The 13,858-nt window shown below is 69.0% G+C and carries 13 protein-coding genes; 3 read left to right on the forward strand and 10 right to left on the reverse strand.

The window, feature by feature from the left end; translation table 11 throughout:
• Window positions 1-202: 202 nt before the first annotated feature.
• From WKC72_RS18700 to WKC72_RS18710, 3 genes are all read right to left on the reverse strand, one after another.
• Window positions 203-1,366, reverse strand: a complete 1,164-nt coding sequence (locus WKC72_RS18700) for a hypothetical protein (protein WP_370183860.1) — start codon at window positions 1,364-1,366, stop codon at window positions 203-205.
• Window positions 1,367-1,547: 181 nt separating this feature from the next.
• Window positions 1,548-2,669: a helix-turn-helix domain-containing protein gene (locus WKC72_RS18705; RefSeq protein ID WP_370183863.1), complete on the reverse strand. Its 1,122-nt coding sequence runs from the start codon at window positions 2,667-2,669 to the stop codon at window positions 1,548-1,550.
• A 172-nt stretch (window positions 2,670-2,841) separates the two neighbouring features.
• Entirely contained in the window at window positions 2,842-3,693 is an 852-nt protein-coding gene (locus WKC72_RS18710; protein ID WP_370183865.1) for a trans-aconitate 2-methyltransferase, read from the reverse strand.
• Between the two features lie 47 nt (window positions 3,694-3,740).
• Between WKC72_RS18710 and WKC72_RS18715 the strand changes: the two genes are divergently transcribed.
• Window positions 3,741-4,322, forward strand: coding sequence for a helix-turn-helix domain-containing protein (locus tag WKC72_RS18715; RefSeq protein ID WP_370183866.1), 582 nt, complete (start codon window positions 3,741-3,743; stop codon window positions 4,320-4,322).
• Window positions 4,323-4,333: 11 nt separating this feature from the next.
• A complete protein-coding gene (locus WKC72_RS18720) occupies window positions 4,334-4,546 on the forward strand; it encodes a hypothetical protein (RefSeq protein ID WP_037229473.1) in 213 nt (70 codons plus the stop codon).
• A gap of 16 nt (window positions 4,547-4,562) precedes the next feature.
• On the opposite strand, the gene WKC72_RS18725 is transcribed toward WKC72_RS18720, so the two are convergent.
• Complete coding sequence (locus WKC72_RS18725; RefSeq protein ID WP_037229474.1) at window positions 4,563-5,363, reverse strand: AraC family transcriptional regulator; 801 nt, start codon at window positions 5,361-5,363, stop codon at window positions 4,563-4,565.
• Window positions 5,364-5,428: 65 nt separating this feature from the next.
• On the opposite strand from WKC72_RS18725, the gene WKC72_RS18730 reads away from it, so the two are divergent.
• Window positions 5,429-5,869 carry a DUF3224 domain-containing protein gene (locus WKC72_RS18730; protein WP_112298609.1) on the forward strand — a complete coding sequence of 147 codons (441 nt, stop codon included), beginning with the start codon at window positions 5,429-5,431 and terminating at the stop codon, window positions 5,867-5,869.
• Window positions 5,870-5,883: 14 nt separating this feature from the next.
• Here WKC72_RS18730 and WKC72_RS18735 read toward each other — a convergent pair whose 3' ends face one another.
• From WKC72_RS18735 to WKC72_RS18760, 6 genes are all read right to left on the reverse strand, one after another.
• A complete protein-coding gene (locus WKC72_RS18735; protein WP_370183870.1) occupies window positions 5,884-6,462 on the reverse strand; it encodes a carboxymuconolactone decarboxylase family protein in 579 nt (192 codons plus the stop codon).
• A gap of 80 nt (window positions 6,463-6,542) precedes the next feature.
• Complete coding sequence (locus WKC72_RS18740; protein ID WP_370183872.1) at window positions 6,543-8,729, reverse strand: SGNH hydrolase domain-containing protein; 2,187 nt, start codon at window positions 8,727-8,729, stop codon at window positions 6,543-6,545.
• Window positions 8,730-8,853: 124 nt separating this feature from the next.
• Window positions 8,854-9,180 carry a Rieske 2Fe-2S domain-containing protein gene (locus WKC72_RS18745; RefSeq protein ID WP_037229485.1) on the reverse strand — a complete coding sequence of 109 codons (327 nt, stop codon included), beginning with the start codon at window positions 9,178-9,180 and terminating at the stop codon, window positions 8,854-8,856.
• Window positions 9,177-11,672 carry a nitrite reductase large subunit NirB gene (gene nirB, locus WKC72_RS18750; protein ID WP_370183875.1) on the reverse strand — a complete coding sequence of 832 codons (2,496 nt, stop codon included), beginning with the start codon at window positions 11,670-11,672 and terminating at the stop codon, window positions 9,177-9,179. Before nirB ends, WKC72_RS18745 begins: the two co-directional genes overlap by 4 nt.
• Before the next feature lie 90 nt (window positions 11,673-11,762).
• Complete coding sequence (locus WKC72_RS18755) at window positions 11,763-12,914, reverse strand: MFS transporter (RefSeq protein WP_037229491.1); 1,152 nt, start codon at window positions 12,912-12,914, stop codon at window positions 11,763-11,765.
• Window positions 12,911-13,852 carry a PAC2 family protein gene (locus WKC72_RS18760; protein WP_112298604.1) on the reverse strand — a complete coding sequence of 314 codons (942 nt, stop codon included), beginning with the start codon at window positions 13,850-13,852 and terminating at the stop codon, window positions 12,911-12,913. The genes WKC72_RS18755 and WKC72_RS18760 overlap by 4 nt, the downstream gene beginning before the upstream one ends.
• Between the last annotated feature and the right edge of the window lie 6 nt (window positions 13,853-13,858).

Genomic DNA, 13,858 nt, shown 5'->3' on the forward strand with positions numbered 1-13,858 from the left:
TTATGCGGTCGCGTAGCCGTCGAGCGAACGCCGTGCCGACCTGCGTCATCAACGCCGATATCTGAATCGGACCATGACGGAATGCGTTAATTAACCGAATTTACGGGGCTGGCTCGGTTCGAACCACCCAGCGGCGCCGGGGTTCCATCGTCACCATTCGCCCCTTCCCCACACCGTCGCACCGATGAAGGGAGGCGGGCATTCAGAGGATGAACAGCACGAAGACGATCGCCACCAGCACGAGAGCCAGCCCGACCGCTGCGGCGACGAGCCAGGACGCCCGGGACGTCGAGTCGGCGGTGGATTCGTCCCCGGACTGCGCGACTGCGCGAGGTTCCGGCGGTGTCGCGACCGCCGTTCCGCCCGACACGCGAGCGGGGGACGCGCCCACCGCCGCGGCCGACGCGGGGTTGTGCGTGCGCGTCGCCAGCCGGCTCGCGGCCGTGGAGGTCGAGGGCACCGGCTCGCCGACGACGGCATCGATCACCTCGGTGACGTCGTACGACGGCGGCAGGCCGATCGGGGTGACCCTGTGCGTGGTGGGGTTGAACCCGGCGGCGCGGATGGCGGCACCGAGCGCTGCGGTCTGCTCGGGGCCCGGGCCGACGACACACCGCACACCGAACTTCTCACCGACCGTGGTAGCGAACCCGTGAATGGCCGCGGAGTCCCTCGCGATCAGGCCGTCGCCCGTCACGACCACGGCATCGAGGTTGCCGGGGAGCCAGCCGAATGCACCGAGCGCGGTGGCGATCTGGGCCGTGGGGGAACCCCCCGAGGAGAAGCGGAACGCCTTGCCTGCCTCGACGCCCGAGCGGATCAGCGCGACGGTCGCGCCGGTGTCGTCGACGTGATAGATGCCGACCAGCTGCCCGGGACGCTCCGCGATCTCGGATTCGAACCAGGCCGCGGCGGCTTCGGCGTCCGAGACGAGGGACAGGTAGGACATGTCGGCGTAGTCCAGGGCGTCGCGCAGCGCCGCGACGGCGGCCGAGTCCCAGCGGGTGGGGTAGGTGGCCATGATGTCGGGGGCGCCGCCCGTCCGGCCGCCGTGGTCGGGGAGAGGTTCGCACTCCCGGAGCAGGCACCGCATCGCGCCCGCGACCAGGTCCTCGGCGCGATACCGGGATCCGTCGCCTACCGCGACACCGGCCGGGTCGCCGACGCGGGGAAGGAACCCCGACACGGTGTGAGTGTCGCCGATCGTGTGCGGCGCCGATCCGCCGAGAATTGCGGTGCCGTCCGGGCACATGTGCAGGACGGTGTCCCGGACGATGACGACCGGATCCGGGGATCCTGGATCGTTCGACGCCACCACCGCCGTGGACACGACACTGCCGATCCTGAGCCCGACTCCCATGGACATGCACGTACCCCTATTCGTTTTGCGAACGGATTGCGACTTCCGTCAGGCCCGTTCCGACTCACTCGGTGAGGCCACAAGATGTACATCCTGCTACCCGAGCGCGCTTGTGCGCGCCATCACGCGCGGCGTGGCGTGGTCGTATTGCGCACACTCGGGCATTTTCGCCCCCGGCGAGTGATCGTCAGGTAACCGTCGGTGCGCCGAGGGCTGTTCTCCACTCGGGCGCGTTCTCGGTCATCCAGTCGAGGAGGTGCTCCGCCTCCTGTGGATGACGACCGGTGCCGGCGAGTAGATCCGCGAAGGCTTGCGCGGGGGCGACCAGGCGGACGTTGTCGCGGAAGAGGGTGCGCTCGAAGACCGCAGCCGATCGGGGAGTGGCGACGAGGACGTTGGCGCCCTGATCGACGGGGCGTAGCTCGAGTGCGCCTGCCAGCGCCTCGCCGTGGTCGGCGTAGATCTGGACCTGATGCGCCGGCGCGTATTCGACGAACGCCGCTGCTGCGAGTGACCCGGTCACCGCATAGAGGTGGCCGGAGACCTTCGCGAGTTTCGCGACGAACGACTGCACTCCCTCGGGTGCGAAGTAGCCGACGGTGGGGCAGTCCTTGAAACTGGAGTCGCTGCTCCAGGCGCGCAGCATCTGCTGCCACCGGACGCTGGTGATGGGCCCGCGGGGGAGTCGCTCGAGCAGATCGCGTTCCTCCAGGGTTTCGACCACCCGATAGGTCGCGCCGGTGGACGCTCCGGACAGCCGGACGAGTTCGGGGACCGTCAGCTGACCCGAGTGATCGACGAGGGCACGCACGACCCGGGCGGCCGGATCGCCGGTCAGTTGGGCGGCCGGACGACCGGGGCCACGCCACGGGTCGGCGTCCGCGCCGCGGTCGCGCACCCAGATCGCGGGCCGGTCCGCGGCAAGTGAGGTGTTGCCGGTCGCGTCGGCGTAGGAAAGACCCCTGGCGTCGAGTTGACGGCGAACGGGTTCGGAAAGGTAACGGGCGCAGACGAATCCTCGATCGGACCCGGACAGTCCGTCGGCGAAGCGGGCGGCGTCGCCGGCGAGAACCCCTCGGGCGGGGATGACGGAGAAGGACGCCACCTCGCCGTTGGGTGCGCCGACCAGTAGTCGTTCCGGCGCGTCGGCGAGGGAGCGGGACTTTCCGGACGTCAAGGTCCAGCCGTGGGGGAGTGCGGCCTGGAGGGTGGCGATCGCCCGGCGGTAGAGATCGATGTCGCGTTCCGGCTTGGGAAACGGCACCTTCGGCTCGCTACCTGCGAATTCGGCGTTCTCCTGATTCGGCACGTCGCCAGTCTACTCAGTCGGTCCGAGACGGAACCGTAAAATAGACCGAATAATCGTGGTCGGCTCCCAGCGCCATCGAGTAGCCCGATCCCATCGCCACTCACCACCGCCACGTGAACCGGTCCCCGAACGCCGTGACGGCGTGGGGAAGTTCCACTCCGTCACGGCAGGTTCAGGGACGCCGGGCCGTCCAGACGGTCCGGCTGCCCCGCACCGTCAGGTCCCCGCGGTGCAGGACGCTGTCGGGGTTGTCCACCGCCAGAAGGCGATCGAGCGTGCCGCGGTCGTCGGTGGCCAGTTGCCCGTCGAGCGCGGAGCGAATGCGGCGCAGGAAAGTCTGTGCGTAGCGTCCGGTGCTCGGCGGGGCCGGGGTTGCCTCGCTGGAGACACTGCGCTCCTCGACGTCCACGAAACCGGCCCGTTCCACGTGCGCCCGCCAGTTCGGGTGGGAGTTCCAGTCCAACCGCGCCAAGGCCTCGTGGCAGCGCGACTCCAGGCCCGGGCGGCCCAGGCCGAGGTCGTCCGGCAGGAGGCGCGGCAGCGCGTCCATTTCGACGACCACCAGCACGCCGTCGGTGTTCAGCGCGCCGTACATGTCGCGGAGTACTCGGTCCGGGTCGGCGACCTCGTGCAACGAGGAGGCTGCCCACACGACGTCCGCCGCCTCGACTGCGGGCCAGCCGGCATCCAGATCGGCGTGCAGGACGCTCAACCGGTCGGCGACGCCTTGCCCGTGTGCGGCCGTGCGGATGCGTTCGAGCATCATTTCCGACCTGTCGATCGCGATCACCTCGGCCGAGGGAAACTGTCGAGTCAGGGTCAGGCTTCCGACTCCCGTGCCCGCGCCGACGTCGACGACCCGGCGCGGGGTCGTGCGGGTCCGCTGCCCGGCCCACTCGGCCACCGGGTCCAGGTAGGCGCCGAAGACCTCTGCGTCCAGGTCCAGTAGATCCGCCAGCGCTGCCTCCTGGTCCCCGGTGTGTCCGCCGTGGTGATGGGCGTGGTGATGGGAATGCTGTGTCATGGCTCCAGGCTAGCCACCTCCTGCGTTATGCGCATACACTCTTGCGTATGAAGCAAGAAGTCGGGTTGGACAGTGTGATCCGTCAACGGATCCGCGGCCTTCGGCTGGCCCGCGGCTGGTCCCTGGACGTGCTCGCTGCGCGCTGCTTCCTCAGTCCGTCCACCCTGAGCCGCATCGAAACGGGTCACCGCCGGATTGCCCTCGACCAACTGGTCCCGATTGCACGCGCCCTCGGCACCACGCTCGATCAACTCGTCGAGTCCGTCGAGGACGAGGATGTGGTGATCCGGCCGCAGCCCGAGCACACGCGAGGCCTGACGATCTGGCTCCTGTCTCGCGAACGCGCACTCCACGGCGCGACCGTGGCGAAGATGCGCATCACCCCCGATCGGCCCGCGGGCCCGGAGCACGTGAGTGTGCACCCCGGCCACGAGTGGTTCACGGTGCTCTCGGGGACGGCCCGCCTGCAGCTCGGTGAGCGAACCATCCTTGTCGAAGCCGGTGCCGCAGCGGAATTCTCGACCATGGTCCCGCACTCCATCGGCGCCCACGACGGTCCCGTCGAGATCCTCACGATCTTCGACCACGACGGGGAGCGTGCCCACCTGCACGCCGACCACAACGAGTAGAAAGGGCGGACATGTCCTCTTCCGACACCGCAGACCCGACGGAGTTTCCGGCGAGCATGGGGAAGGTCTCCCGGCGTGAGCTCGCATCCCACGGCTATACGCGCTTCGATCAACTGACGACGGTCACCGCCAAGGAACTGTTGAAGATCCACGGCGTCGGACCGAAGGCGATCCGAATCCTCGAAGAGGAACTCGCGGAGCGGGGGCTCGGTTTCGCCAAGTGAACCGAACCCGGCCGCGCTACAACAGGCCGTGCGTGCGCTGATAGGTGGCCGGTGGTGTCCCGACCACGTGAGTGAAGACACGGGTCAGGTGCGCCTGGTCGCTGAACCCCAGTTCGTAGGCGAGCGCCGACCAGTCGATCCTCTCGCCCGAGTGCGCGGCGCCGGCGGCGTCGAGGATACGAAATCGCTGGATCACCCACTTCGGGCCGATACCGACGTACTCGGTGAACAGCCGTTGCAGGGTGCGCAGACTGCAGCCGGCATGTGCGGCGAGCTGGTCTGCCCGGACGATGTCGCGGTTGCTCTGGGCGTCGCCCACCAGGTCTGTGATCTCCCGTCCCGTGGGATCCGGAACGGGATCGGTGCGGAGAAGGTATCGCTCGAAGGCGTCGATCATTTCCGCGCTGTCCGTGCCTGCGAGGATCCGCTCCGCGACCGGGCGATCGTCACCGGCGAGCAGGTGCCGTCCGGGCTGGATGGTTCCCGAGATCGCGCCGACGCTGCCCTTCAGCAGAGGCCGGAACCCTCCGGCGTGGAAGGCGGCCCCCAGCACGTGGCCGTTCCCGGTCAGCGTTCGGTAGAACGGCGACCGGGAGATCCCGTGCACCAGCAACTGTCCGTCCTCGGCAGCGACATGAACGCGGGGCTGGGGCACCACCTGCTGTCGATGGGGCTTCGGCACCGACCACCTCACCAGCCAGTGGTAATCGACGAATTCGGCCAAAGCCTCTCGGGGAGCGACCCGTTCGACCTCGAACCCCGGTGCGGCGGCCGTCGGGCGGACGATCGCCTCGGGATGTCCTGGCACAGTCGACATTCGCTCATCCTAGTGTCGCGAATGTTCAAGAACGCCACGCTGCCTCGTACCTAGAGTGACGTGTCATGAGCTACTCACACATTGCACGAGGCAAGTTCTCCATCGCCTCGTGGTCGGAATCGGTGATCGTCGACATCGACGGCGAGGGTACGACCGCCGGCGACGCCTACTACCCCACTCGCGGTGCCAACCGAGCGACCGTCGCGTACTCGTACTCCGGGGACATCGAGGGAACGAGCACCGTGGTCTACCTGATCGCATACAAGGCCGATGCCGCGCCGGTGCTCGGTTTCGAGCGTTTCGAGGGCTCGATCGGCGGGCACGACGGGACGTGCGTATTCCAGCACATCGGCAGCCAGGACCAGGGTTCGGTGTCAGCCCGGATCGAGGTGGTACCGGGTATGGGCACCGGCGGTTTGATCGACCTACGTGGCGGCGCGGACCTGTCCATCGCGGGACCCGGCGACAGCGGTTACGAATTCGTCCTGTCGTACGACGTCGGCTGACAGTTCCACGTCGCTCATGTCGTCGAGGGTGCGGCGAGCGGCTTCAGGCCACACGCCGTCGCGAAGCCCTGTGATTCGATGCCGAACGCGGTGTTGGTGCGGGTCACGAGATTTGCCAGCGCGATGAACGCGGTCAGTTCCACCAGCGCGGCCGGGCCGAGCGGCTCGAGCAGCCGGGCCGACAGTTCGTCGGTGACCGTCGGCGGGGTCTGGGTCATCGCTTCGGCGTACTCGAGCACGTCCCGCTCCAACGGTGTGAACACGTCCGACTGGCGCCAGCGGGGTACCTCGCGTGCCTTGGTCAGATCGAGTCCCTCGTTGTGGGCCTGGAAATAGCCGAAGTCCAGGCAGAAACTACAGCCGACCAGGCTCGCGACCGCCATGTGCGCGAACGACTTCAGGTTCTGGTCACACTGATCCCACTTCTGAGCCCGGCGGCCGACGCTGAAGCTGAAGTTCAGCACCTTTCGGTTGTGCCACGCGACCTCGACGGGCTCGGCCACGTCGCCGAGCATCTTGCGGGACATCCGCTTGACGATCGCGCCGTAGGCGCCGGTCAGCTCGGCCTTCGGGATCCGGGTATTGCCGGCCATGATTCCTCCTCCGGTGGTGTGCTCTCGGCATGAGACACCGGCCACGAGCGGAATGTGACACCCGAACCGAATTTCGCCGCTCAGCCCGGTGCGAGTGCGCGGTCGGCCAGCGCGGCGACGACAGGTGAGAGTGCCTGGGCGTGTTCGAGGGTCAGGTGGTTGTCGTCGCGGTACACGAGGTCGTTGCCGACGATGACGGGGCAGCGCTCGGTGGTGCAGAACAGGGAGGTGAGGTCGGCGTACCGCCCGCCGCCTGCCGCGGTGGCCGCCGCCTCGGCCGCGACGCCGGCGTCGTTCACCGCGACCGGTCGCGGCGGCGAGCAGGCAGTCGCGTCGTCCAGGTGGGCGGAGAGGCAGGTGGGCACGGTCGACTGCGGATCCGGGATCGGCCCGAGGACGAGGACGGCCGAGCCCGTGGCCCGCAGTTCCGTGACCAGCCTGGTCAGGCTGTCGAGCCAGGCCTGGCCGTACACGGTGAAACCGAAATCGGCGCCGTACCGCCGGGACATGCTCAGCACGATCAACCGGGGCCGCTCGGCCCGCAGTCTGTCGACGACCTCGCCGCGCCACTCCTCGCATTCGGTGTATTCCCGGCCGAGGTAGGGGCTGGTGAGGGGGAGGTCGAGAAGCGGGCAGGTGACCTTGCCCATCGTCTCGAGCCGCCAATGATTCTGCTCGGCGGCCGATTCGAGAGCCGGGGCCCACATCGCGGCATGCGAATCGCCGACCAGCGCCACCGTCGTCGGAGACGCGACGTCCCCCGACGCGCACTCGTCCTGCCTCACCTCGAGCCACGACCGCACGCAGCCGTTGACGAACACCTCCGGCTTGTCGGCAGGCGCGTCGGCGAGCGGTGGAGACAGATTCGACGGGACCGCCTGCAGCCCTGCCGATTCGCCGACAGCGGCCTGTACCTGCGCGGTCATGTCGTGCACCGTCGCGTCACGCGGATCGACTGTGGGAGGCGCCGATTCGGCCGGCGCAGAGACGGTGAGGGCTGTGGCCGCGGCTCCGTGTCCGACCGGAACCGGCCGCGCGATCAGCAGCACCAGTGCCACACACACTGCGATGGCGGTGACGGCGCCGCCGAGCACGAGGCTGCGTGAGGCCGAGCGGCGCAACGGAGCAGCGAAGCGGACGGGATTCTCGACCAGGACCAGTGTCAGTCCGGCCAGACCCGCGGACACCATGACCATCGCCAGACGATCGGTCAGGTCCAGCGAGCGGCCGAGCACGATCGGCGCGAGCAGCAGCACCGGCCAGTGCCACAGGTACCAGGAATAGGACACCCGCCCGACCGCCCGCATCGGCGGCAGCGACAGGCTCCGCCCGACCCCCAGCCGGGGTGCGGCACACCCCGCTCCGATCACCAGCACCGTGCCGACGACCGGAACCAGCGCGGCGGTGCCGGGGTAGGGCGTCGTCTCACCGAGTCGAAAGCAGGCGAGGACGATCAGTCCGAAACCCGCCCATCCCGCCGCGGCGGCGACCACCGACGGCAGCCGCTGCCAGTGCCGAACGGACAGGGCGACCAACCCACCCGCGGCCAGTTCCCAGGCGCGGGTGGGCAACGAGAAGAACGCCCACGGCGGCAGCGTCCGGGTCCAGTCGAGCGAGACCGCGAACGACACTGCCGCGACCACGGCGAGAACGATCAGGTACGGCGTCGTCGACGGTGGGTTGTCCGCGTCGCGGCGCCGTGCCCTGCGCCGGACGAGCCACGCGACCCCGATGATCAGCGCAGGCCACAGCAGGTAGAACTGCTCTTCCACACCGAGCGACCAGTAGTGCTGGAACGGTGACGGGGGCGTGTCGGCGGCCAGATAGTCGGTGCCGTGCAGGGCGAACCGGTAGTTGCCGACGTAGAGCGCACTGGCGATCCCGTCACCGAGGACCGCGCGGGCCTGCAGAGGGGGCAGCAGCAGGGCCGCGCCGATGGCAGTGGCCACCAGCACGATGCACCCGGCGGGCAGCAGCCGGCGGGCCCGCGCGCCGTAGAACTCGGCCGGCCGGACACGGCCGGTGGTCGCGACGCTCCGCCACAGCAGCCCGGTGATGAGAAACCCCGAGACGACGAAGAAGATGTCGACGCCGGCGAACCCTCCGCCGATTCCGGGGACGCCCGCGTGGAAGAGGACCACGGCCAGCACCGCGACGGCCCGCAGACCCTCGATGTCGGCGCGGAACACGGTGTCGGCCGGCCGGCCGCCGATCGGTGGACGGCTACCGGATCGGCGCCGTCGTTCCGGGCTCGCGACGGTATTCACTCGACCAGCGATCTGTCCATGCGACGCGCCCCTTCAGCTGCAGCATTGAGCTCATGATGACAGCGGTGCCGAGACTTTCCCGAAAGGCACGCCGTATCGGGTCAGAGCGCTGGTGAGTGGCCACTCAGACGTGCACGACGACCGACCCTTCGCGAACCGATGCGGTGTAGGTGCGGACCGAGCTCACACCCTCGGATGCGCAGGCGCCCGTGTCGAAGGCGAACGAGTACTGGTGGAGCGGGCACATCACGCCGGTGGCGTCGATCTGACCGTCGGCGAGCGGACCGCCCTTGTGCGGGCACACCGCGTCCATCGCCCGAACGGTGCCGTCCGACAACAGGAATACGGCCACCTGACGGTTCTGCACGACATATGTCCGGCCCTCGCCCGGTGTCAGGTCGCTGACCGGTCCCACAGCGACCTCGGAGGGGCCCTCGATCAGGGCGGTCATCGGACCGGCACCTGGGGGAGCGGCAGCAGCGGGAGCGACGGAGCGAACTGTGCAGGCGATTTCGGCGCGCTGCGCTCCTTCCACGGATCCCGGTAGCCGTCCACCGCCGTCTGGATCCGCTCGTCCAACCCCGTCACGATGTCCTCCTCGTCTCGGACCAGCAGCGCCCGAAGATGTTCGAGTCCCACCCGCGGGACGAAGTCGTACGTGCGTTCGAGCCATTTCGCGTTCTCGCGGTAGTACTGGATGAACCGTCCGCCGAGTTCCACCACGGCGTCCGGTGATTCGACCGTTGCCAGCAGATCGCCCTTCCGGATGTGCGCTCCGGCGGCGCCGCCGACGTAGATTTCCCATCGGCCGTCGCCGACCGCGACCACACCGAAGTCCTTGCACAGGGCCTCCGAGCAGTTGCGTGGGCACCCGGCGACCGCGAGTTTCAGCTTCGCGGGCGTCTCCAGGCCCTGGAACCGTTCCTCGAGCGCGATGCCGAGGCTCGTCGAATCGCCGAGACCGTAGCGGCAGAAATCGGTTCCGACGCACGTCTTCACCGTGCGCATGCTCTTGCCGTAGGCGAACCCGGACGGCATGTCGAGGTCCCCCCACACCTTGGGGAGGTCCTCCTTCTTGATGCCGAGCAGGTCGATGCGCTGCCCGCCGGTGACCTTCACGAGCGGCACGCCGTACTTGTCGGCCACGTCGGCGATCTTGCGGAGTTGCTCCGGCGTCGTGACGCCGCCCTTCATCTGCGGAACCACCGAGAACGTGCCGTCGCGCTGGATGTTGGCGTGTACGCGGTCGTTGATGAACAGCGCGCCGCGCTCGTCCACCCAGTCGGGACCCCAGATCGTGCGAAGCAGCGAGGCCAGGGGCATCTTCGCGGACGCGTCCTCCTTCGCGTCCGTCGCGAGTTCGGCGAACACCTGGGACACGGCCCGGAGGTCGCGTTCCCGGATGGTCGCGATGAGTTCGGGCTTCGCCATCGGGATGCAGGGCACATACCAGTCGGCGGAGGGGTCGGCCTCGAGTTCGCCACCTGCGGCGCAGGCCACGATGTCGGCGACGAGTCCCTTGCACGACCCGCAGCCCTTGCCTGCCCGGGTCTGGGCGCAGACGTCGGTGAGTGTCTTGGCGCCGGAATGGACGCACGCGACCAGATCGCCCTTGCTCACGCCGTTGCAGTTGCACACCTGCAAGTCGTCCGGGAGGTCGGCGACACTCGTTGCGGCGCTCGGGGCTCCGACGTCGAAGAGCATGCTGATCCGCTCCTCGGGTAGCGGCACCTTGCCGTCGAACGCCTGAGTGAGGAAACCCGCCTTGCTGATGTCGCCCATCAGGGTGGCGCCGATCAGCTTTCCGTCGCGGACGACGAGGCTCTTGTACGTGCCGCTGCGCGGTTCGTAGTACTGGACGAATTCGTCGTCCGCCGTCTCGGGTCCCTTGACGCCCATCGCGGCCACGTCGACACCGGCGACCTTCAGTTGGGTGGTGGTGCGTGAACCGACGTACGCCGCTTCGGGATTCGAGCCGGTGAGGACTTCGGCGAGGATGACCGACTGTTCCCACACCGGGGCGACGAGGCCGTAGGTCTCCCCGCGGTGCTGTGCGCACTCGCCGACGGCGTATACGGAACCCTCGTCCTCGCAGCGCATCTGGTCGTCCACCACGACGCCGCGTTCGACCACCAGCCCGGCGGCACGCGCGAGTTCGGTGTTGGGCCGGATTCCGGCGGTGACGACGACCATGTCGGCGTCCAGGGTGGAGCCGTCGACGAACGACACCCCGGTCACGAGGCCCGCCTCGTCGCGCAGCACGGCGGTGGTCCGCATCGAGGTGTGGACGCCGACGCCGAGCTTCTCGATCTCGGCGCGCAGGACGCTGCCGCCGCGTTCGTCGAGCTGCTGGTTCATCAGGTGCCCGGGGGAGTGCACGACGTTGACGGTGAGACCCTGTGTGCGCAGCCCGTACGCGGCCTCCAAGCCGAGCAGGCCGCCGCCGATCACCACCGCGGACACGTCGTCGCGGGCCTGCGCCATCTGCAGCATGCCGTTGGTGTCGGCGATGTTCCGGAATCCGAACACCCCGCGGGCCAGGCGCCCGTCGTGCTCCCGCAACCCGTCCATGTTGGGGAAGAACGTGTTGCTTCCCGTGGCGATGATGAGCACGTCGTAGTCGACGACGCGGCCGCTCTCACACGTGACCGTCTTCGCGAACCGGTCGAGTGCGACCGCGCGATCGCCGGCGTGGAGTTTGACGCCGTTCGCGGTGTACCAGCCCATGGGGTTGAGGATCAGGTCCTCGTCGTCGACGGCCGCCTCCCCGGACAGCACGTGCGAGAGCATGATCCGGTTGTAGTTGCCGTAGGGCTCGTCGCCGATCATGGTGATCTCGAAACGCTCGCCGCCGCCACGGTTCAGGATCTCCTCGACGGTGCGTGCGCCGGCCATACCGTTGCCGACGACCAGCAGCTTGCTCGAACTCGGAGTGTTGGCCATGCGTCGAGGCTCCGCCCCGGGAGTGTCGTAACGGCTGCGCGCACGTTACGTGGGAATCAGGAACACCTCACAGCCCTCCCGGAAGTCATGTCAGGCAGGTGCGCGGTCGCGGGGCATGAGCAGCGGGGCCAGCACGGCGAGGAGCAGTGCGGGCAGCAGGAAACCGGCCGCGGGCGACACCGAATACACCGGGGTGAGGGTGATCGGGGCGAGCGCGTTGCCCATGAATCGCAGCGCCTGCACGACGGACACCGCGCCACCCCGGTTCGGGCCCGGCGAACCGAGCACGGCGGCGTTGACACCGACCAGGATGAACTGACCGGCGATTCCGGCCGCGAACCACGCCACGGCCACGACCGCGAGGAGGGACACGGTCCCGGCGGCCGCAACGAGAATCGCCCCGCCGAGCGCACCGATCAGGACCGCGGACCGCGCCCCGATCTTGTCGATGACACCGCCGACGAGGCGTGCGGTGAGGATGCCGGCCACGCCGAACCCGGTGAGCAGCAGCCCGCGCTGGGTCGGGCTGAGCCCGAAGACGTCCTCGGCGCGGAACGCGACCAGGAAGCTCAGCCCACCGAGCGCGCCCCAGCCGAGGAGTGCGACCACCCCGATCCTCAGCACCGACGGGGTGAGGGCGTCGCGCAGTCGCGGGCGCGGCGCCCCCGGTTCGGCGGGAGGGCTGTCGGGAACGCCGACCAGCCCCAGCACCGCGGCCACGAGGGCGATGACGAGGAACGCGAGCCTCCAGTCGACCTCTGCCGCGAGACCGCCGACGAGCGGCGCGCTCGACTGTCCCGCGGCCTGGAAGGCACCGAAGATCCCCAGGGCCCGGCCGAGATGCTTCTTCGGCGTCGAGGCGGCGAGCGCCGCCAGCAGCAGCGGCGTCGTGAACGAGTTCGAACACCCCTGGAGCACGCGGGCGCCGAGGAAGAGCGGCAGCGTCGGCGCCGCGAAACAGGCAAGCGACGACAGCAGGTAGACGCCGTACGCGATCCGCACGGTCCGCATCTGCCCCCACCGGGCGCCCAGCGTGCCCGACACCAGCATCAGCAACGCGAACGGCAGCAGATACGCCGTCAGCGAACCCGCCGCGGCAGACGCACTCACGCCGAGGTCGTCACCGATCTCGGGAAGGATCGAGGCGACGACCCCGCCGCCGAACGGACCGAGGAAACCGCCGGCGTAGAGCGCCGTGCGCTGGAGCGAGGAACGAAGCGACTCGGATGAGTTCTTCGTCACAGCCCGAAGCTGCCGGGCCCACGCCTGCGGAGGTACCGCTCGAACTCGGCCGCGAGCGCGTCACCGTCGATCTTCGAGATGGCGTCGGAAATGTCGGTCTCGGCGTCGCCGCGCTCCTCGAGTGAGCGGACGTACTCGCCGATCTCCTCGTCGTCCGCGGTCATCTCGGTGACGGCTTCCTGCCAATCGTCGGCCTGGGACGGGAGTTCCCCGAGGGGCACCTCGATGTCCAGGACATCCTCGACGCGTTGCAGCAGCGCCACCGTGGCCTTGGGATTCGGCGGCTGGGACACGTAGTGGGGCACGGCCGCCCAGAACGACACGGCGGGAACACCGGCCCGGACACACGCGTCCTGCAGCACCCCGGTGATTCCGGTCGGCCCCTCGTAGCGGGTCTGTTCGAGCTTGAACCGCTCGGCGGCCTCGCTGCTGTATGCGCTGCCTGTCACCGGGACCGGCCGCGTGTGCGGGGTGTCCGCGAGCAGCGCGCCGAGGATCACCACGGTGTTGATCTGCAGCTGATCGACCAGTTCGAGGAGGTCCTCGCAGAAGCTGCGCCAGCGCATGTTCGGTTCGATCCCGCGCAGCAGAACCACGTCGCGGTCGCTGCCGGGAGGCGAGCACACCGACAGGCGGGTGGCGGGCCACACGATCTCCCGGGTGACACCGTCGACCTGCCGGACCGTGGGTCGATTGACCTGGTAGTCGTAGTATTCCTCGGAGTCCAGCTCGGCGAGCGGCTGGGCGTCCCAGGTCAACTCGAGGTGCTCGACGGCTCCGCTCGCGGCGTCGCCGGCGTCGTTCCAGCCCTCGAAGGCGGCGACGAGGACAGGGTCACGAAGTACGGGCACGCCACTGTCCGTCGCACCGGCATCCGCGGTGTCGGGGGTGTCGTCGGCGCGGCCCGCAGGCGTGACGGGGAACTCACTGGAACTCACCCACCC

Source organism: Rhodococcus wratislaviensis (genome assembly GCF_041228765.1).
Classification (GTDB): Bacteria; Actinomycetota; Actinomycetes; order Mycobacteriales; family Mycobacteriaceae; genus Rhodococcus_F; species Rhodococcus_F wratislaviensis.